At 33.2% G+C, this 21,612-nt stretch carries 15 protein-coding genes and 1 pseudogene; 8 read left to right on the plus strand and 8 right to left on the minus strand.

The annotated features are described in order from the left end of the window. Nucleotides 1-27: 27 nt before the first annotated feature. Together P8625_RS05095 and htpG are read left to right on the plus strand one after the other, a co-directional pair. Nucleotides 28-2,447, plus strand: a pseudogene (locus P8625_RS05095) (prolyl oligopeptidase family serine peptidase). A 134-nt stretch (nucleotides 2,448-2,581) separates the two neighbouring features. Beyond that, nucleotides 2,582-4,498, plus strand: a complete 1,917-nt coding sequence (gene htpG / locus P8625_RS05100) for a molecular chaperone HtpG (protein ID WP_279652401.1) — start codon at nucleotides 2,582-2,584, stop codon at nucleotides 4,496-4,498. A 181-nt stretch (nucleotides 4,499-4,679) separates the two neighbouring features. Here the strand turns inward: htpG and aqpZ are convergent, their stop codons facing one another. Further along, entirely contained in the window at nucleotides 4,680-5,366 is a 687-nt protein-coding gene (gene aqpZ, locus P8625_RS05105; RefSeq protein ID WP_279652402.1) for an aquaporin Z, read from the minus strand. A gap of 135 nt (nucleotides 5,367-5,501) precedes the next feature. Between aqpZ and P8625_RS05110 the strand changes: the two genes are divergently transcribed. The 4 genes from P8625_RS05110 to lipA all read left to right on the plus strand — a co-directional run bounded on the left by P8625_RS05110 (nucleotide 5,502) and on the right by lipA (nucleotide 8,740). Next, entirely contained in the window at nucleotides 5,502-5,705 is a 204-nt protein-coding gene (locus P8625_RS05110) for a membrane or secreted protein (RefSeq protein ID WP_279652403.1), read from the plus strand. 257 nt (nucleotides 5,706-5,962) lie between these two features. Beyond that, complete coding sequence (locus P8625_RS05115; protein WP_279652404.1) at nucleotides 5,963-6,523, plus strand: RNA polymerase sigma factor; 561 nt, start codon at nucleotides 5,963-5,965, stop codon at nucleotides 6,521-6,523. Nucleotides 6,524-6,612: 89 nt separating this feature from the next. After that, a complete protein-coding gene (locus P8625_RS05120; protein ID WP_279652405.1) occupies nucleotides 6,613-7,833 on the plus strand; it encodes an Nramp family divalent metal transporter in 1,221 nt (406 codons plus the stop codon). A 37-nt stretch (nucleotides 7,834-7,870) separates the two neighbouring features. Further along, nucleotides 7,871-8,740, plus strand: coding sequence for a lipoyl synthase (gene lipA / locus P8625_RS05125; protein WP_279652406.1), 870 nt, complete (start codon nucleotides 7,871-7,873; stop codon nucleotides 8,738-8,740). A 233-nt stretch (nucleotides 8,741-8,973) separates the two neighbouring features. On the opposite strand, the gene P8625_RS05130 is transcribed toward lipA, so the two are convergent. Further along, nucleotides 8,974-10,332: a pyridoxal-phosphate dependent enzyme gene (locus tag P8625_RS05130; protein WP_279652407.1), complete on the minus strand. Its 1,359-nt coding sequence runs from the start codon at nucleotides 10,330-10,332 to the stop codon at nucleotides 8,974-8,976. A gap of 22 nt (nucleotides 10,333-10,354) precedes the next feature. Continuing rightward, entirely contained in the window at nucleotides 10,355-11,590 is a 1,236-nt protein-coding gene (locus P8625_RS05135) for an ABC transporter permease (protein WP_279652408.1), read from the minus strand. 135 nt (nucleotides 11,591-11,725) lie between these two features. Here P8625_RS05135 and P8625_RS05140 point away from each other — a divergent pair, with 135 nt between their 5' ends. After that, nucleotides 11,726-12,982, plus strand: a complete 1,257-nt coding sequence (locus P8625_RS05140) for an exo-beta-N-acetylmuramidase NamZ family protein (protein WP_279652409.1) — start codon at nucleotides 11,726-11,728, stop codon at nucleotides 12,980-12,982. Between the two features lie 113 nt (nucleotides 12,983-13,095). Here the strand turns inward: P8625_RS05140 and P8625_RS05145 are convergent, their stop codons facing one another. The 3 genes from P8625_RS05145 to P8625_RS05155 form a co-directional block, all read right to left on the minus strand. After that, nucleotides 13,096-13,989 carry a mechanosensitive ion channel family protein gene (locus P8625_RS05145; protein WP_279652410.1) on the minus strand — a complete coding sequence of 298 codons (894 nt, stop codon included), beginning with the start codon at nucleotides 13,987-13,989 and terminating at the stop codon, nucleotides 13,096-13,098. Between the two features lie 56 nt (nucleotides 13,990-14,045). Then, nucleotides 14,046-15,176, minus strand: a complete 1,131-nt coding sequence (gene bshA, locus P8625_RS05150; RefSeq protein WP_279652411.1) for an N-acetyl-alpha-D-glucosaminyl L-malate synthase BshA — start codon at nucleotides 15,174-15,176, stop codon at nucleotides 14,046-14,048. Nucleotides 15,177-15,321: 145 nt separating this feature from the next. Beyond that, nucleotides 15,322-16,167 (minus strand): transketolase, encoded by an 846-nt coding sequence (locus P8625_RS05155; protein WP_279652412.1) that lies wholly within the window; start codon nucleotides 16,165-16,167, stop codon nucleotides 15,322-15,324. 318 nt (nucleotides 16,168-16,485) lie between these two features. Here P8625_RS05155 and P8625_RS05160 point away from each other — a divergent pair, with 318 nt between their 5' ends. After that, entirely contained in the window at nucleotides 16,486-18,165 is a 1,680-nt protein-coding gene (locus P8625_RS05160; protein ID WP_279652413.1) for a helix-turn-helix domain-containing protein, read from the plus strand. Between the two features lie 103 nt (nucleotides 18,166-18,268). On the opposite strand, the gene P8625_RS05165 is transcribed toward P8625_RS05160, so the two are convergent. Both P8625_RS05165 and P8625_RS05170 read right to left on the minus strand, forming a co-directional pair. After that, on the minus strand, nucleotides 18,269-19,396 hold the full coding sequence (locus P8625_RS05165; protein WP_279652414.1) for a DUF2914 domain-containing protein: 1,128 nt from the start codon (nucleotides 19,394-19,396) through the stop codon (nucleotides 18,269-18,271). A 286-nt stretch (nucleotides 19,397-19,682) separates the two neighbouring features. Beyond that, on the minus strand, nucleotides 19,683-21,527 hold the full coding sequence (locus P8625_RS05170) for a DUF349 domain-containing protein (RefSeq protein WP_279652415.1): 1,845 nt from the start codon (nucleotides 21,525-21,527) through the stop codon (nucleotides 19,683-19,685). Between the last annotated feature and the right edge of the window lie 85 nt (nucleotides 21,528-21,612).

The raw sequence follows: 21,612 nt of genomic DNA on the forward strand, positions 1-21,612 counted from the left end.
TATTTGGGGTTAAACATTACCTTTAATATGAAAAAAATCAGTTTATTATTGTTACTTGGTATCTCATTTTTAAGCTTTTCTCAAGAGAATATAGGATATCAAGAACCACCGAAAGAAATTTTAGAACTCGCTAACGCTCCTTCGACTCCTAGAATTAGAATGAGTGATGATGCCGAAAATATTGTTTTTTTATACGCTAACAATTATAAGAGTATTGAAACTTTATCGGAAACAGAAATGCGTTTGGGAGGGTTGAGAATTAATCCTAAAACCAATATTAATAGCAGACAAAGCTATTACAACAACATAAAAGTTAGAATTGGTAAAAACGGAACTGAAAGTGTTGTAAATGGATTACCCGCGAAAGGTCGCTTTGCTAATTTTTCATGGTCTCCAGACCAACAAAAAATGGCTTTCACAAATACGACTACTACGGGTGTAGAATTGTGGGTTTTAAACATTAAAGAAAAAAAGCTAAAAAGCTTACCTCGGCTATTCTTAACGCTAATATGGGAATCCCTTTTTCTTGGTTTAAAGACAGCAACTCCTTGTTAGTAAAATCTATTTCTAAAGAAAGAAAACAATTAATTGATTCAAAAACCAGTATTCCTTATGGACCAACTGTTTCAGTTAATCAACAAGGAAAAAAAGCACAAAACAGAACCTATCAAGACCTTCTAAAAAACAAAACCGATGAGCATAATTTTGAGCAGTTAGCTTTATCTGAACTGCAAAAAGTAGACTTAAACGGAACTCAAACTCTTTGGATGAAAGATGATATGTACAGAAATATCTCTTTTTCTCCTGATGGTAATTATGTTATGATTAGCAGTATTCAAAAACCATTTTCTTATTTAGTTCCTTATTATAGATTTCCTGCTAAAACCAATATTTATGATACCAATGCTAATCTAATTAGTCCGGTTCTTGAAGTTCCTTTAATCGAAGATTTACCTAAAGGATTTATGGCTGTTAGAAAAGGAAAGCGCAGTTTGGGTTGGCGTAGAGATAAACCAGCGACTATTTTTTGGGCTGAAGCTTTAGACGAAGGAAACCCTGACAACAATGTACCTTACAGAGATGAAGTTTTTGAGCTAGAAGCTCCTTTTAACGGTAAAGGAAAATCGTTACTCAAAACCGTTGGTCGTTTTAGTACTATACGATGGGGTAACGATAAGTTTGCTATAGCACAAGATTACTGGTGGAATACTAGAAATACAAAATCCTATCTATTCAATCCTTCAAGCAGTGCCTCAAAACCTATTATTCTTCATGACAGAAATTATCAAGATCAGTATAGTGATCCTGGATCGTTTGTTACCAAACGTAATGAGTATGGGCAATCGACGCTAGAAATGATTGATAATGATGTTTTTCTAATCGGAGACGGTTATAGCAAAAAAGGAAAGTTTCCTTTTGTTGACAAGTTAAACTTAAAAACTCAAAAAACATCGAGGTTATATCAATCTAAATTAACCAATAAAGTTGAAAGTATCTTAACTTCGTTGGATATGAAAAATGGAGAAATTTTAGTTGCACTAGAATCTAAAAATGAATTTCCAAATTACTTCATAAGGAATATTAAAAAGAAAACCAACCCTATTACTCCGTTAACCACCTTTGAAAACCCATTTAAAAGCCTTCAAAATATTTATAAAAAAGTTATCAAATACAAGCGAGAAGATGGCTTAGAATTATCTGCTACATTATACCTGCCTAAAAATTATGAAGAAGGAAAAAAATATCCTATGGTTATGTGGGCGTATCCAAGAGAATTTAAAGATAAAAGTAGTGCAGGGCAAAGCACATCTAGTTCAAATGAGTTTACATACCCCTGGTATGGTTCTCCTATTTACTGGGTAACGAGAGGTTATGTGGTATTAGATGATGCTTCTTTCCCAATAGTTGGTGAAGGAAAAGAAGAACCTAACGACTCTTTTGTAAAGCAGTTGGTTGCAAATGCTAAGGCAGCGATTGATGCCGTTGATGAATTGGGATATATCGATCGTAATAAGGTTGCTGTTGGCGGACATTCTTATGGCGCATTTATGACTGCAAACCTATTGTCACATTCTAACTTGTTTGCCGCTGGAATTGCAAGAAGTGGCGCTTACAACAGAACCTTAACCCCTTTTGGCTTTCAAAGTGAAGAACGTAGTTACTGGGAAGCTCCAGAAGTATACTATAGTATGTCTCCTTTTATGCATGCAGATAAAATGAAAACCCCTCTTCTGTTAATTCACGGGGAAGCCGATAATAACTCTGGAACCTACCCCTTGCAGAGTGAACGTTATTTCAACGCACTAAAAGGACTCGGAGCTCCTGTACGACTTGTTATGCTACCGAAAGAAAGTCATGGATATAGAGCAAAAGAATCTATTATGCACATGCTTTGGGAACAAGATGAATGGTTAGAAAAGTATGTGAAAAACAAAAAAACAGACTAACTCATAAAAAAGCAAAACGCCTTTACCTCCTAGTGAAGGCGTTTTTTTTATGCCATCTTGTCATTAATACTTCTTTGGTATTTTTTTTGACAATTCAATCCACAGAAAAAACTATCAAATAAAAATATATCATTATGAGTACAGGAAACATTAATGTATCGGTTGAAAATATATTTCCACTGATTAAGAAATTCTTATATTCTGACCACGAAATCTTTTTACGAGAGCTGATTTCTAACGGAACAGATGCCACTACAAAATTAAAACATCTTATCTCTATTGGAGAAGCTAAAACCGAATTAGGCGACGCAAAAATTGAAATTAGCATTGATAAAGATGCCAAAACCTTAACTATAAAAGACCAAGGTATTGGTATGACTATGGAGGAGGTTGAAAAGTACATCAATCAAATTGCTTTTTCAGGTGCAGAAGAGTTCTTAGAAAAGTATAAAGACGATAAAAACGAAACAGGTGTTATTGGACACTTCGGGTTAGGTTTTTACTCTGCCTTTATGGTAGCCGACAAAGTAGAAATCTTTACCAAATCGTATAAAGATGAACCAGCAGCGCATTGGTCGTGTGATGGTTCTCCTGAATATACCCTAGTAGAGCATGACAAAGCTGACAGAGGTACCGAAATTGTACTGCACATAGCAGAAGATTCTACCGAGTTTTTAGAAGAAAGTAAAATCCGCGGATTACTAACGAAGTACAACCGTTTTAACCAAGTGCCTATTAAATTTGGAACGAAGAAAATAAACGACCCTGATTTTACTCCAAAAACTACCAAAGACGAAGACGGTAAAGAAGTTACCGAGCCTCACAAACAAATTGAGGTAGATGATATCATCAACAATACAGAGCCTGCATGGACTAAAAAGCCAGCAGATTTAGAAGATGAAGATTATAAAAACTTCTACCGTGAGTTATATCCAATGCAATTTGAAGAGTCTCTATTTCATATTCATTTGAATGTAGACTATCCCTTCAACTTAACAGGAATTTTATACTTCCCTAAGTTAACGCAGAATTTAGACATGCAGAAGGATAAGATTCAATTATACCAAAACCAAGTATTTGTAACAGATAACGTTGAAGGAATTGTTCCTGATTTTTTACAAATGTTAAAAGGAGTAATCGATTCTCCAGATATTCCGTTAAACGTTTCTCGTTCGTACCTACAAGCAGACGGTGCCGTTAAGAAAATTTCAGGCTATATCACGAAAAAGGTTGCCGATAAACTTTCTTCATTATTCAAAAACAATCGTGAAGATTTTGAGCAAAAATGGAACGATATTAAGATGATTATTGAATACGGAATGTTGTCGGAAGAAAAATTCTTTGAGAAAGCAAAGAAATTTGCCTTATATCCAACTGTAGATGATACCTTCTTTACGTTTGACGAATTAGTTGAAAAAACCAAAGATGTTCAAACGGATAAGGACGGAAACCACATCGTTTTATACGCTGCCAATAAAGACGCTCAGCATAGTTATATTGAAGAAGCTAAAGCCAAAGGATACGAAGTATTGTTACTAGACTCTCCTATCGTTTCACATCTAATGCAGAAATTAGAAATGGAGTCTGGCGATGCTAAAGTACAGTTCAAACGTGTAGATGCTGACCATATTGACAACTTGATTAAGAAAGACGACACGGTAATTTCTAAACTTTCTGATGAAGAAAAAGAGAAATTGAAGCCAATTATTGAAGGAGCCGTTAACAATTCTAGTTACACCGTTCAGTTAGAAGCGATGGACTCTAGTGCTACTCCTTTCTTAATTACTGTTCCAGAATTTATGCGTCGTATGAAAGAAATGAGCGCTACTGGAGGCGGTGGTATGATGGGCATGGGCAACATGCCAGAAATGTATAATTTGGTAGTGAATACCAATCATACGTTAGTTTCTGAGATTTTAAACACTAAAACAGAGAAAAAACAACAACGTTTGGTAAAACAAGCTTTTGATTTGGCTAAACTATCTCAAAACCTATTACACGGTGAAGAGTTAACCAACTTTATTAAACGTTCGTACGAGTTAATTAAATAGTGGTAAATTACCATAAGCATAGCAAAAACCTCTTTGTAAAAACAAAGAGGTTTTGTTTTTTAGTCAATGCAACAACTAATAATTAAACGCTAGAAAGTAGTATCAAAAAACTGTGTAAATTCCTTTAATTCAAAGAGAATGATACAGCTTTTAAAAGCTTTAGCTATTTCTGAATGTCATTCTATTCTTTATCAAACAACGCTTTATATATAAAACCTCCTACAACTGCTCCTGCAATTGGTGCCACCCAAAACAACCACACTTGCGATATATATCCACCACCAGCAAATAAAGCTTGACTCATAGAACGTGCAGGGTTTACAGAAGTATTGGTAATCGGAATACTAATTAAATGAATTAATGTTAACCCCAACCCAATTGCAATAGGTGCAAAACCTTTAGGTGCATTTTTATGTATACTCCCTAAAATAATTAACAAGAAAAACATTGTTAATAAAAATTCTGTCACAAAAGCCGCTGTTATAGTATAACCTCCTGGCGATAATGCTCCATAACCATTGGCTGCAAACCCACCAAGTGATTCGAATCCACTCCTATTGCTTACTATTAAATATAAAAAAGAAGCCGCTAACAAAGCACCTATTAATTGAGAAATAATGTAAGGTACCACTTCTTTAGCAGTGTGCTTTCCTCCTATCCATAGACCAATAGTAACTGCAGGATTAAAATGTCCTCCAGAAATATGTCCGACAGCATACGCCATGGTTAAAACTGTTAATCCAAATGCTAATGCAACGCCTGCAAAACCAATTCCTAGTTCAGGGAAACCTGCAGCAAAAATAGCGCTACCACAACCTCCAAAAACTAACCAAAATGTTCCTAATAATTCAGCAAAATATTTTTTCATATCTATGTTTTTTAAATTAATTGATTATACAATTAAGACACTTAAACTTATAAAAGTCACAATCATACAATTCTCTGTTTATTTTATATAGAAAAAACAGGAAGTTTGTATCTTTGCAGCACAAAACACTATATCATGAAATTAATTTTTCTTACCATAGGATTATTAGCACTAGCATTTGCCGGAATTGCTATTAAAATTTGGGCAAAAAAAGATGGTAAATTTGCAGGTACTTGTGCTAGTCAAAACCCAATGCTGAACGAAAGCGGTGAGGCTTGTGGATTTTGTGGCAAAACTCCAGACCAGTTCGACACGTGTAACGAACCTCAACACCAATAAGGAATATTTATACTTGTAAACTTTTTGTACTTGGGATTCTGACAGAGAAGTAACATGTTATGAAAGTTTTAGAATTCCTGCTTTGTACACACAATATGTTAAACATCTTTTTATTGGGGCACACAATAGTGTGTATGTTTTGGTAAAATACTTTTAGTTGTTATTATAATCAATATTCGTATGTTGTTGTATTAATTTAGATATACTCAAAATTATTATAAATTAGTATCTTTAACTAAACTTTTGAAACCTTAATATTGGAAATAGATCAAGAAAAAGTACTTTATCATATTCAACAAGCAAAAAAAGGAAATCAAATATCTTTTAATTATTTGTTAGATACCTTTTGGTCAAGTGTATATGGTTTTCAGTTAAAGAAAACTCAAAATGATAACGATGCTGAAGATATTACCATTCAAACTTTTTCTAAAGCTTTTGATAAAATTCAAACATTCGATGAAAACTATCAGTTTAAAACTTGGTTAATTGCTATTTCAAAAAATGTGTATATAGATTTACTTCGTAAAAAAAAATCTGCTATTTACACTCAAACAACAGAGGCGCAAGAAGAGGTTTATGCAGTTGCTGACGATGCTCCTTCGCCAGAGGACAAAATAATTACCGAACAAAATTTAGCAAAACTCTTAAAAGATATTAAAAAACTAAAACCAAAATACCAAGAAGTAATCAATCTTCGTTATTTTCAAGAGTTAAGTTACAAGGAAATTTCTGAGCAGATAGGCGAACCAATAAACAATGTTAAAGTAAAATTACTACGAGCAAAAAAATTATTAGCTGAAATAATAAAGAAATCATAAATTGCGAAATCTATAAAATTCAGATTTTTATAGCATTGAAATTATATTTTAAACAGCTAATCTTAGCCAATTAAACTCCATTCCCCTCAATGAAAAAATCTTTTTTAAGCCTATTAGGTCCTGGAATATTGTTTGCCGGAGCAGCCATAGGTGTTTCTCATTTAGTACAATCTACCAGAGCTGGTGCCGATTTCGGTTTTGGTCTGCTCTGGGCATTGTTATTAGTACACATTATTAAATATCCTTTTTTTCAATACGGACCTCGATACGCAAGCGCAACAGGAGAAACACTGCTAGATGGTTACAGAAAACTAGGTAAAGGAGTTTTAATAAGCTACTTTATTTTAAATTTTGCCACCATGTTTACCATACAGGCAGCAGTTACTATTGTTACTGCTAGCTTAGCTTCTAATCTTTTTGGACTCTCTTTCGATTTGGTTACGTGGTCGATTATCATTATGCTTGTTAGTACTGTATTCTTAGGGGTTGGCAAATACAAGTTTTTAGACAATATAATGAAGTATATTATAGTTATTTTAACTATTAGTACTATAGTCGCTGTGAGTATCGCCTTGTTTAAAACAGACAAAGGCTTTAGTTTTCAACAAATAATACCTAGCGGAACTGTGCAAGTAACTTTTTTAATTGCTTTTCTTGGATGGATGCCTGCTCCGCTCGATATTTCAATCTGGCATTCGTTATGGTCGGTAGAAAAAGATAAAACCACTTTTGAAAGAATAAAACCTAAACAAGCTATTTTCGATTTTAATATTGGTTATATCGGAGCGCTATCGCTCGGTGTTTGTTTTGTGATGCTTGGAGCTTTGGTAATGTATCAATCTGGTGAATCGTTCTCTAACAGAGGGACTGTTTTTGCTTCGCAGCTTATCAATTTATACACCAAAAACCTTGGCGATTTCTCGGCAATATTTATAGGAGCTGCTGCTTTTACAGCCATGTTTAGTACTACTATTACAACTTTAGATGCTTCACCAAGAGCAATGGCAAAATCGTACACGTTACTTTTACCTAAAAAAAGAAAATTAGGGTATTGGTTTTGGCTAATTTTGCTATTTATAGGTACCACCATCATTCTATATTTCTTTATGAGTGACATGGTTTTTCTCGTTCGTGTAGCTACTGTATTATCTTTCTTAACAGCACCTTTTTATGCCATTTTAAATTATGTTTTAATTACAGGAAAACATACACCTAAAAGATACAGGCCTCATATGGGTTTACGTATTTTAAGTATTGTAGGTATTGTTTTTTTGTTCGGGTTTAGTATTTGGTTTTTACTTAGTTTATAAATCTTTTCTTCGTAAATTTGCAGTTCAATTTTATGGAATGGCAAACGAAACTTTAGCAACACCAGAAAGAGCAAAAAAACCAAAATGGTTACGTGTAAAATTACCCGTTGGTAAAAAATACACAGAATTAAGAGGTCTTGTTGACAAATATAAGTTGAATACTATTTGTACTAGCGGAAGCTGCCCAAACATGGGTGAATGCTGGGGAGAAGGTACTGCTACCTTTATGATTTTGGGAAATATCTGTACACGTTCTTGCGGATTTTGCGGTGTTAAAACCGGTAGACCCGACACGGTTGAATGGGATGAACCCGAAAAAGTAGCTCGCTCTATCAAATTAATGAATATTAAACATGCTGTAATTACTTCGGTAGATCGCGATGACTTAAAAGATGGAGGTTCTATTATTTGGTCTGAAACAGTTCAAGCAATTCGTAGAGCCAACCCAAACACAACTCTAGAAACGTTAATTCCTGATTTTCAAGGAAATGAAAAATTATTAGACCGTATTATTGACGTAGCTCCAGAAGTAGTTTCTCACAATATGGAAACGGTACGCCGTTTAACTCGTGAAGTTCGTATTCAAGCAAAATACGATCGCAGTTTAGGTGTTTTAAAATACTTAAAAGACAACGGCATGCGTACCAAATCGGGTATTATGCTTGGTTTAGGAGAAACGGAAGACGAAGTCATACAAACAATGAAAGATTTACGTGGTGTAGGATTAGATATTATAACTATAGGTCAATATTTACAACCTAGTAAAAAACACCTACCTGTTAAAGAATTCATAACACCAGAACAATTTAAAAAATACGAAACTCTGGGCTTAGAAATGGGCTTTATGTACGTAGAAAGCGGGGCTTTGGTACGCTCTTCTTATAAAGCACATAAGCATGCCAGCTAATTTTAACATTAGATAATTCTTAACTTTTTAACTATTTAACGTTAAAAAAATGTCAAATAGTTAAAAATGCAGAAAAGTATTTCTTACTATTCATAATTTTGGCACAGATATTGAAAAGAATATTTTGTAAGCAAATAACATTGTTTTCATTGTGTAAATTATTTGAATTAGTTGATTAACAAAACCCACTCGTTTGAGTGGGTTTTGATTTTTATACTTTCATTGTATGGCTGCTAAATAGCTCTAATTATATCGTACTTGGTTATAATATGATGCTTTCCGTTATCTAAATCTACTAAAACTGCTTGATTCTCTTTGGTTATTAACTTCGATACCTCGTCTATAGAAGCTGTTTTTTTAACTGTAGGGTATGCTTTACCCATTACCTCCTTAATAGGCTTTTCTGCTATATTTTTGTCCTCTAAGTAACTGTGCAATAACGCCGATTCATCTACAGAACCCACAAATCCGTTAGCATCTCTTACAGGAATTTGTGATATTTTAAATGCACGCATTCTTTCGATGGCATGCGATACTAGTTCTTCTGTTTGAACCGTTATCAGAGGTTTGTCTATATGATCTTTAATCAAATCTTCTGCAGTAGTAATCTCTTCTTCCAAAAAACCTCTATCGCGCATCCAATCGTCATTAAACATTTTTCCTACGTAACGGCTTCCGTGGTCGTGAAATAGTACCACGATTACATCATCAGGGGTAAACTCGTCTTTTAATTGTAACAATCCTTTAATGGCAGAGCCTGCTGAATTCCCCACAAAAATACCTTCTTCTTTCGCTATTTTTCGTGTATAAATCGCAGCATCTTTATCGGTTACTTTGGTAAATCCGTCAATCAAAGAAAAATCGACATTTTTAGGGAGAATATCTTCTCCAATACCTTCAGTAATGTAGGGATAGATTTCATTTTCATCAAAAATACCTGTTTCGTGGTATTTTTTAAATACCGAACCGTAGGTATCAACTCCCCAAATTTTAATGTTTGGATTTTTCTCTTTTAAAAACTTCGCTGTTCCCGAAACTGTTCCTCCTGTTCCTACTCCTACTACAAAATGCGTAATTTTACCATCGGTCTGTTCCCAAATCTCTGGTCCTGTTTGTTCATAATGTGCTTGTGCATTCGAAGGATTGTCGTATTGATTTACATACCAAGAGTTAGGGGTTTCTTCTCCTAAACGCTTCGATACAGAATAATACGAACGAGGGTCGTCTGGTTCTACATTCGTAGGGCATACTACTACCTCTGCTCCTACTGCCCGTAGAATATCCATTTTTTCTTTCGATTGCTTATCTGAAATCACAAAAATACATTTGTATCCTTTTACGATTGCTGCCAATGCTAAGCCCATTCCTGTATTTCCAGAAGTACCTTCAATAATGGTACCGCCTGGTTGTAAACGACCATCTGCTTCGGCATCTTCAATCATTTTCAATGCCATACGGTCTTTAACAGAGTTACCAGGGTTAAAGGTTTCTACTTTGGCTAAGACCAAAGCATCTATATCTTTTGTTACTGAATTTAATTTTACTAAGGGGGTATTACCAATAGTTTCTAATATATTTTTTGCGTACTTCATATCTTATAAATGTTATGCAAAACTAAGCAAATCGAATGGATTTTGAAGGGCGGATTTTTGTGATGATATAGGAAGGAACTACGAGCATTAAAAAGCACAATACTAAGGTACCAAGGTTTAATAAAAAGATTGCCAATACATTTATATCTACAGGTACTTTCGATACATAATAGGTTTCAGGGTCGAGACCTATTAACTTGGTATATTTTTGAAAGAGTAGTATACTGAGCCCGATAAGATTTCCCCAAAACAATCCTTTTAAAATTAAATAAGAGGCATTGTATAAAAATATTTTTCGAATACTCCAGTTTACACTTCCCAATGCTTTGAGTATTCCAATCATTGGTACACGCTCTAGTATGAGTACTAACAATGCTGTTACCATATTTATTCCTGCCACCAACACCATAATTCCTATGATAAACCATACATTGTTATCTAACAATTTTAACCACTCAAAAATAGTGGGATAGTTATTTACAATTGTAATGCTGTTTAGTGTTGCTCCTATGTTTGTATATACTTCATTTCCTTTTTCTTGAAGTTGGTCATACTCATCAATCAACACTTCAAACCCTCCTACCTCATTGTCTTTCCAACGGTTTATTTTTTGCACTTCTCTTAAATCACCTAACACCATGATCTTATCAAACTGCTCAAAACCAGTATTATATATTCCTACAATAATGGGTTTTCGAGATTTAAACTTTAAGGTACTATTTTCTGATCCAAACCAGGTTTGAATGGTATCGTTGAGTTTAAAATGCAATCGGTTTGCTATGGATTCAGAAATTAGAATTTCTCGATTTCTATCTTGCGTAAAGTTGGGTAAACGCCCTTCGACTAAGCATTCGTTAAAAAAAGTAAAATCGTAATCGGCAGTAACTCCTTTGAAAATGATTCCTTCAAAATCGGTTGGCGTTCTAATTATTCCCCCCACATTTGCAAAAGGTTGTACTTTCTTTATTCCTTGAATGTTCTTGAACTCTGGGTAAAACTCTTGATTTATATCTATTGGAACCGTGGAAACATCGGAATTATTATTATCGTAATTAACAATTTGAATATGCCCTTTAAACCCCGTCATTTTATCACGTACTTTATTTTGAAAGCCCGAGGTAATTGACACTGCAATTAACATAATTGCGACACCAAGCGCAATAGCAATCGTTGCAATAGTAATGATTGGTGAAGAAATACTACTTTTATATTGCTTGCCAGCAATGATTCGTTTTGCTATAAATAATTCGAAGTTCAATGGTTGTATTTTTACAAAACCAAAAGTAACCAATTCTTATGTAAAGAAAGAGAAGAATACACAGGTTTTAAACCATTAACTTTTTTTGTTCTTAAAAAATAGAAATCTGTACCTTTATCTTTTAATTTTTTATAGATGAAGCTTTCCTTTACTTATGTTTTTTTACTTTTTTTAGTACTCAGTTTTCAACTTTCTTCGTGTGCACGCCAGCAAAAAAAATCGACCACGAAAGAAACTATACAGCCAAAGGAACCAAAAACCATTAAAACAGGGGCTGATAGAATCGACCAATATCTTCCTTTCTTAAAAAACAAGAACATTGCTATTGTTGCGAATCAAACTTCTATTTTACACGTATTACAGCGAGCGGAGGTCGCACCTAATGTAATGGGGTCGGCAACGACAACTCATCACTTAGTAGATTATTTACACCATTACGATGGCATTAACGTGCAACAAGTATTTGCACCTGAGCATGGTTTTAGAGGAAAAGCAGATGCTGGTGAAGCCATAGCTGATGGAAAAGATGTAAAAACAAACATTCCAATTATCTCTTTGTACGGAAAAAACAAAAAACCTTCACCAGAACAATTGAAAGGCACAGATGTAGTTGTTTTTGATATTCAGGATGTGGGAGCTCGGTTTTATACGTATATCTCTACCCTACATTATGTAATGGAAGCTTGTGCCGAGGCAACTATTCCTGTAATTGTTCTAGACAGACCGAATCCTAATGGGCACTATATTGACGGACCAATTTTAGAGCCTGAACACAAAAGTTTTGTAGGCATGCATCCTGTACCTGTGGTATATGGAATGACTATAGGTGAATACGCACAAATGATTAACGGAGAAAAATGGTTGGCTAATGGTGTTCAGTGTGATTTAACCGTAATTCCATTAGAAAATTATACGCACCAATCAATTTATAGTTTACCCATAAAACCATCGCCTAATTTACCGAACGATATTTCGATTAATTTATATCCTAGTTTGTGCTTTTTTGAAGGAACCAACGTGTCTGCTGGGAGGGGCACTGACAAGCAATTTCAAATTTATGGTTCGCCATTTTTAGAAAAAACTAATTTTAGTTTTACTCCACAGCCCAATGAGGGAGCAAAATATCCTAAATATAAGGGAGAACTGTGCTATGGAGAAGATATAAGCACACACCAACGCTTAGCTAACCTAAATCTTAGCTGGTTGTTAAAAGCTTACAAACAGTCTCCTAAAAAAGACTTTTTCAATGCTTTTTTTACCAAATTAGCAGGCACCAAAAAACTGCAACAACAAATAGAACAAGGATTATCAGAAAAAGAAATCAAAACGAGTTGGCAGCAGGATTTAGAGAGTTTTAAGAAAGTGCGCGAAAAGTATGTGTTGTACAAATAACAGGGAGATTTAAAAAAGTACTTTAATGTACTGAATTCCCTGATTTTTTTTATTAGCCAACGTCGAATTTTCTTATTCTGAAATCACGTTAAAACTATAACGAAACCTTTCTTTTAAGAGGTAGTACTTACAGTAACAGGTATGCTATCTTGAGAGCCATAAAGCTTAATTTCTGTAATATCTGCTGGCATATTTAAACCGTTTTTAATAATTACATTTTTAACATTCTTTATAACATCACTTTTAACTTCTAGTGCACCTCGTTTATATTCTTTTGTTTTTGTCCAAAAAATAACTTTTAAGTTTACAGTACTAACTCCCAAACTATCTACAGTAACAAAACATTGATGTTCTTCAGTGTTCATAACCCCTGTTGTGCTAACTACTGCATCTATAATTACCTTTTTGGCAATATCTATATCATCTTCATAATCGATACCTACAACAAAATCTAGTCGATAATAACCATCTTCTGTATAATTGTATACTGCTTTTTTTATAATGTCACTATTGGGTATATAAACATCTCTACCATCAAACGTTTTTAACTTAGTAAATCTAAATTCCATCATCTTTACTCTACCAAAAATATCTCCTATCATTACTGTATCGTTCACATCAAAAGGTCGGTTAAATGAGAGAATAACTCCCGAAATAAAATTCTCGCCAATATCTCTAAAGGCAAAACCAAAAATAATTGCCGACGCTCCCGCTGCTGTTAATAACCCTGCTGCTATTCCTCCTAACCCTGCTACTTTTAAGGCTATCATTATTACAAAAATAGTTAAGCTAATTTTAATTGTTTTTGCCAAAAAATTAGTCATTAATGGATCACTTGTTTTTTTGAAAATTACTTTTCTAAAAAAAGTTGCTATGGTTTTAGAAATGTACAGTCCTAAAACTATAATAAGTATCGCCACTATTATTTCAGGAATTTGTTCTACAAACTCATTCCATTGTATTTCTGCAGATTCTTTTAACTTAACTATTGTGTCACGAAAGCTCATTTTATTGTATATGTTTATTAATTAAAAAATATAATAAAGTTATGATTTACTACTTTTTATAAGTTCACATAACATTTTTTATAAAGTTTTTCATACGCAGGTAAAATAGTATCTATTGAAAAAAGTTGTATATGCTCCTTTGCATTTTTCTTAAACTCGTCTAAGGTATTTTTATCTTTTAAAATTTTAATTGCGTTTTCCGCCATTTGATCAACATCTCCTAAATCGCTCAAAAAACCTGTTTTCCCTTCTATATTTACTTCAGGCAGGCCTCCTGTATTGGTAGAAATAACTGGTGTACTTGCCGCCATAGCTTCTAAAGCTGCTAATCCAAAACTTTCTGTCTCAGAGGGTAGTAAAAAAACATCTGTATAGCATAAAATTTTTGCTACTTCTGTACTATTCCCCATGAATAACACCTTATCTTCTATTTGTAGTTCATTGACTAAATTTTCTGCTTTCAATCGCTCAGGACCATCGCCAACCATTAATAATTTTGAGGGAATTTTTTTCTGAACCTTATTAAAAATTCGAATTACATCATCGGTGCGTTTTACGGGTCTAAAGTTACTTATATGGGTTAAAATCCGCTCCTCTGGCTGCGCTAGAGCAATTCTTTTACAGTCATCTTCATGTGCTTTGTCGTACTTTTCTCCATCAATAAAATTATATACTACTTTAATATCTTTTTCGATATTAAACAGTCGTAATGTATCTTCTCTTAAACTGTTAGATACGGCAGTAACTTCATCTGATTTGTTAATACTGAATTCTACTGCTGTTTTATATGTTGGATGGCTCCCTACCAAGGTAATATCTGTACCATGTAATGTTGTTACTACCTTTATATCAATCCCTTTTTCTTCTAACATTTTTTTTGCCATATAAGCGGCATAGGCATGCGGAATAGCATAGTGTACATGCAGTACCTCTAATTCATATCTTTGCACTATCTCTACCATTTTACTAGACAAAGCCAATTCGTAAGGTTGGTATTGAAATAAGGGATATTCTTCTAAAACTACTTCATGAAAATGCAGGCGGTGCGAAAAAAAATCCAATCGTACAGGCTGGTTGTAAGTTATAAAATGTACCTCGTGTCCTTTATCTGCCAATGCCATTCCTAATTCAGTTGCCACTACGCCACTTCCTCCAAAGGTAGGATAACATACAATTCCTATTCTCATCTGTATCGTTTGATTATTTTTTAAATATTGTTGCAGACGTAAATTTACGAGATTACTTACTCTTTTTTGTAAAGATTATCATAAAAAAACACCATTCCTACTAAAGGAATGGCGCTGGTACTATTATCAGTTGTTTTTGAGTTTCTTAGTAATCTCCTAAGGTTTCAGGATTCTGCGCTAGGGCTTCTTCTAACTGTTCATCGTTGGGTGCTTTTCCGTGCCATGCGTGTGTATGCATCATAAAATCAACTCCATTACCCATTTCAGTACGTAACAATACACAAACTGGTTTTCCGTTTCCTGTGCGTGATTTTGCTTCAGCGATACCTGTTAAAATGGCTTCTATATTGTTTCCTTCTTCGATTTGCACAACATCCCATCCAAAAGCTTCAAACTTCGCTTTTAAACTTCCCATTGGCAATACTTCGTCGGTAGCACCGTCAATTTGTTTTTCGTTTACATCTACCGTAGCAATCAAGTTGTCAACTTTTTTAGCTGCAGCATACATCACAGCTTCCCAGATTTGACCTTCTTGCAACTCTCCATCACCATGTAACGAATACACCATTTTTGCATCGTTATTCAGCTTTTTTGTTTGTGCAGCTCCGATAGCAACACTCATTCCTTGTCCTAAAGAACCTGATGCAATGCGAACTCCTGGTAGGTGTTCATGTGTCGTTGGGTGTCCTTGCAAGCGAGAATTTAATTTTCTAAAAGTAGCTAACTCAGCTACAGGGAAAAAACCGCTACGTGCTAAAACACTGTAATAAACTGGTGAGATATGTCCGTTCGATAAAAAGAATAAATCTTCGTTTTTACCATCCATAGAGAAATTGGTCGAATAGTCCATAATTTCTTGGTACAAACAGGTTAAAAATTCGGCACATCCTAAAGAACCTCCTGGATGTCCTGAATCTACCGCATGCACCATACGCACGATATCTCTACGAACTTGTTGTGTAAAGTCTTCTAATTGTTGTGTTGTTGGCATTATTGTTTTGTTTTATACCCACAAATGTAATTGATTATAAAAAAATGAGCAATTACTTTTGATAAAAAAGAAAAAAGGGTTCTTTATCTGATGTGTTTTCTTTTTCGCTAAATTTTCCCTTCGATTAAAGTTATAGTTTCGAACCCTTTGTTTACGTGATTCAAAGAACCAATATCTTTTCTTTATTTACAACTAGTTGTAGTCCGTTTTTATAAAAACGGACTACTTAAAACAATTAGACAACTCATTTTTAACGGTTTAAAAAAAACAGTAAATCGCATTTTTTTGGTACTTTTGATGCCTAGCTAATTAATTTTTATGAAAAGAATAGTCCTTATCTTCCTTTTTATCGGATGCTGTGTAACCACTTTTTCTCAAAATCATACAACGCAAGACTCCTTAATTCAAAAAAGTTTTCAAGAATTATTTGAATTATTTTATGCCAGTAAGCCCGACACGCTAAAAGCAGTTATGTATGCTAAGAAGTATTTTTCTAAAGCGTTAAAAGAAAAAGATACTCTAGAAATGTTAGATGGAAAATATTTATTAGCAGACATTTTAAAAGATAAACATATTTATCTAAATTTTTGTGATTCGTTGATTGAAGTAACTAAAAAAAGACCTACTAAAAATTTTCCAACAGCCATATATCTTAATAAAGCTGTGTTTTACTTTCATAGAGGTGAAAATAGTAAAGTATTAAAAGAATTAACTTTAGGTAAACAGAATTTGAAAGATAATGATAGTCTGAAACATCTGTTGTTTTATCATTTAGCCTTAGCTTATAATAATATAGGGGAATTTAAAAAAGCATTAGCTCTCAATAAAAAAGTGTATTCTTTCGCAAAACAAAAAAGCTATTTTAATTTTAAACATGACGATTTTTCAACTCTTCCAATAAACATAGCTTCTGTTTATATAAGCCTAAACGAAATTGATTCTGCTCTTTTTTATAGTCATAAAGCAGTAGAGTTGTACAAAAAAATGGGAGATAGCCTCAGGTTAGGATATTCTTTTTTTACACTAGGAGGTATAGAAAAAAAGATAAAAAACTATTTAAAATCAATTCAATCCTACAAAAAATCTATCCCCTATATTATCGATGATGAAAACTATCGCCTCTTAACAAGTATTTATACCACTATAGCAGTACAATACGATTCTTTAAGGGATACAAAAAACACACTACTATATCATTTAAAAGCAGACTCATTATATAATTCAAGAAAAAAGTATCATCGAAACCTAGTAGAAACCTATAAATACTTATACAAAAACAGTAAGGAGAATAATAACCTTGAAAAACAATTATTGTATTTGAATAAGTTGTTAGAAGTAAAAGAATTTAGACTCCAAGAAAAAACTAAGATTAAAGAGACTCTTACGGAAGAATACGACATCCCTAACTTACTCTCAGAAAAAAAACGAATTATAGCACAACTCGAAAACGAAGTACATAATTCTAAAAGAAACAGAATTATTTATATCTCCTTATTGCTACTTTCTCTAGTATTGATTGGTTACCAAATTCAACGGAAAAGAACCTTTAAAAAACGTTTTATGGCATTGGTAAATCAAAAGGAAACTACCAATAAAGAAGAGACACCCCCTCTGCAACAAACGACTAACAAACACGAACTTGCCGATGAACTCGTTCAAACACTGTTAAAAGGGCTCCAAGACTTTGAAAAAAACACAGATTTTTTAGACTCAAAAATCAACTTACAATTGTTAGCAGACCGATTAGATACCAATACGAGTTACCTCTCTAAAGTGGTAAATCAGTACAAAAAAGCTTCGTTCTCTAATTATATCAATCAACTTCGAGTTGACTATGCTGTAGAGAAATTGAAAAAGGATGTTTTATGGAGAAAATACACCATCAAAGCCATTGCAGAAGAAGTAGGATTTAAAAATGCGGAAGCTTTTTCGAAAGCTTTTTATAAGTTTTCAGGGATTAAACCTTCTTATTTTATCAAAGAATTAGAAAAACAGTAATAAATAAGCCTCCTAATCAATGTAATGACATCAAAATAGTTGTTAATTTTTAGAAAGTGTCTAAATGGCTACTTTTTTTAATATGCTGAAGAACTCAAAAAAATCAAAATTTCCTTTTTACTAAATGCTTAGGTTCTTTATTGGCATCTACCACAATTTCAAATTTAATAACACCTAAGATAAGTTCTTCAATAGTAATGACTTTTACTTTCCATTTGCCTTCTATGATATTACTTTTATAGCTGTAGCCCCTGAAACCGTCATCCCTCCCGCCAGTGATTTCATAGTTAATATCTTCAATATGTTGCCACTCATCAGTTTTTGGATTGAACCACTCCCATCTATGAATAATAGATTTTTCTAAAGCGGTAGGGGCAAACACGGAAGAGAAAATGTAAACACGTTCTCCTGGTTTAAAAACAAATTTAGAACGGTAATCTTTCCAAAACATATAATTATCGTTGGCCTCATACGTTACTTCATAATTGCCATCTACCACAGATACATCATGAGCTACAATACCTTCTTGTAGAGCCATAGGTACAGGCGGAATAAGCTTAAGCACATAAAAAAGATTAATTATAAGATAAATAGAAAAAATAAGTCCTAATAATTTTCCTAGATGTATTTCTGTGCGAGTGCTCGGACTTAACTTGTATATGATAATAATGAGTAACAGTGTGATACTTAAACTAACTAAACCAGAAAGGATAAATATGTTATTGTTCATATCTCGAAGGAATACTGGAATCATGAACGAAAAGAATGTTAGACTTATAAAAAAGTAGACACTGAATTGCAAATATTTGTTAGAAATACGTTCTTTTAGAAATTCATTGGCAAAAAGCAAAAAGATTAAAATAACAAAAAAGGAAGCAGTTCTAGATAGGGATACACTTCTAGAAAAATAAACAACATAAGCACTTGTTAGAGCACCAAAGAAAAATTGTATAGCAAACGGAAAATAGTCTTCAAACCGCTCTAAGAAAGTGCCTTTCCACTTACCGTCTTTAGACATATTAAATAAATAGAGCGTAATGGTTAAACTAATCATGTGTATGCATAAAACAGACAAATCATAAAGTCTATCGATTCGTGCAAGTGTAAGGGTATCAAAAGTAAAACCTCCTATAAAAAACAAGATCAAGGCTGCTTTTTGATGCCTTTCGATAAAATACCTTAATGGACTGTTCCTGTATTTTATTCTATATTTTGCGATTAATCTTTTCATAACTTATAATGCTAAGCCTAAGGCATAAAAGTTTGTGTATCGTTTGCTTTTTTTAACCTCATGAGTTATAATAATAAAGGACTAAAGATAGTAAAAGTAGTAGGTTTCGAATCACAAAAACTGAAAACAATAAAGTCTAGTACTTTTTATATAAAGATATGATTTATATTGTTTAAGACAGAAAGAAAGACAACAAATCATAATGAGTTAACTATACTTCTTTTGATCCTAAAAAAACTCGAACTTTGTTGAAGTTCGAGTTTTTAAATAAGTATATGAAAGTGTATTAATAATCTAACTTTTTTAAGTAGTCTAACTTCTCCTGCCAAAGGTCTAATTGATCTTTAAACTCTTGAATTCCTTTACGAACATTTTGTACAAAAGGGTTATCTTCTGTAGCATTTGAAATAAAACTCAAGTTGTTTTCTAGCTGTTGCATTTCACGTACAGTTTCATCTATTTTTTTTCTAATAAAAAACTGCTCACTATCTAACTTTCTATAATCTTCTTGTGTTAAATATGTATCTATAATACCTTTAAACTTTATCATTTCAATATCAATTTTACTCATATCTAATGTATCTAAATGAGTTTCAATTGCTTTGTTGAATTTTTCGTCTAAGTAACGTGCGTTCCTTGGTAACGATCCTAAATCTCTCCAGTCATTTACTATTTTTTGTACATCTTCTTCGTTTGAGATATCGGCTGTTTTTACTTGCTCTATAAAGTCTTTTTTAGCTTCTACAACTGCTAGTTGTTCTTTGTTTTCTTCATTTTTACGGTCATGCAACCTGTCAAAATAATGATTACAAGCATTTTTGAATCGTTTCCAAATATCATCAGAAAACTTCCTAGGTACATGTCCTATTTTTTTCCATTCTGCTTGAATACGCTTCATGGTATTGGTCGTTTCGCTCCAGTCTTCGCTATTTTTTATACTTTCAGCTAACTCTACCAATTCCATTTTCTTTTTTAAGTTCTCATTTTGAGCACTTTTTTCTTGTTTATAGAACGCATTTTTTGCTGCGTTAAACTTTTTTGTAGCTGTTTTAAATTCTTGCCACACAGCTTCACTTTTACTGTAAGGCAGCTTTCCTATGTCAAAGTATTTTTTACGTAGTTTTTCTATTTCTACAATACTTTTTTGCCAGTCGTTATGGGTTTTATTATTTGAAGTATCGTACGCATTTATTTCTGCAGCAACCGCTAATTTTGCCTCAATCATTTCTTGATGTTTCGACTTCAATTCTTTGTAGTGCTGATGACGCTTGTCGTGAATTTTTTTAGTTGCTTCACTGAATCTACCCCAAACATCTTCTCTATGTTCTCTTGATACAGGACCTATATCCTCTTTCCACATACGATGTAACTCTTGCAACTCTTTAAACGCAACATTAACATCTTCTATATCATTTAGGGCTTCGGCTCGCTCTATTAATCGTAATTTTTCCTCTAAGTTATGCTTAAAATCTAACTCTCTAAAATCTTTGTTTAAGTGTAGTAAATCGTAAAAACGTTCTACATGGTGATGATATGTTCTCCAAGTATCGTTATACTTTGTTTTTGGTACTGCCCCAACACTTTTCCAACGGTTTTGAATTTCTTGAAAATCATTATACATCGTTTTAGGGTCAGCATTTTCAATTAAAGACTTCAGCTCTTCAATTAAATTATTTCTTCGCTCTAAGTTTTCTTTTAATTGTTTTTCTAACTGAGAATAGTACGAATCTCTCTTATTTTTATACTCGCCTAGTAACTTGTTATATTCTGTTTTTACTGGACTAGAAAATTGAAAATCTATAGAATTTCCTCCATCAGCTAAAAATGCTTCTTTTTTTTGTGCTAACAGGGCGCCAAACTTAGAGTTAAATGCTGTTTTTATTACATCTATATTTGATTTCAGTTGTTGAATTGGATGGTTTTTTAATAGCTTTTTTAATTCATCTACCAATTCTTCCAACTCCATCGAATCGTAATCAAGCATAGGTATTTGATGTTTTTCATCTGCTTTTTCAGATTCGTTGGCTACCTCATTTTCTACCTCATTAACTGCGTTTTCGGTATCTTTATTTGATACTTTTTGTTCTTCTAATTTTGGCTTTTCTATCTTCTCTTCGTTATTTTCTAACATATCTACAATGTTTAAGTTCCTTTAATTGGGTTATAAAGATACGGATTATTAAACAATAGCAAATTTTATTTTACGTTTTAAATTT

The organism is Tenacibaculum tangerinum (genome assembly GCF_029853675.1).
GTDB classification, from domain to species: domain Bacteria; phylum Bacteroidota; class Bacteroidia; order Flavobacteriales; family Flavobacteriaceae; genus Polaribacter; species Polaribacter tangerinum_A.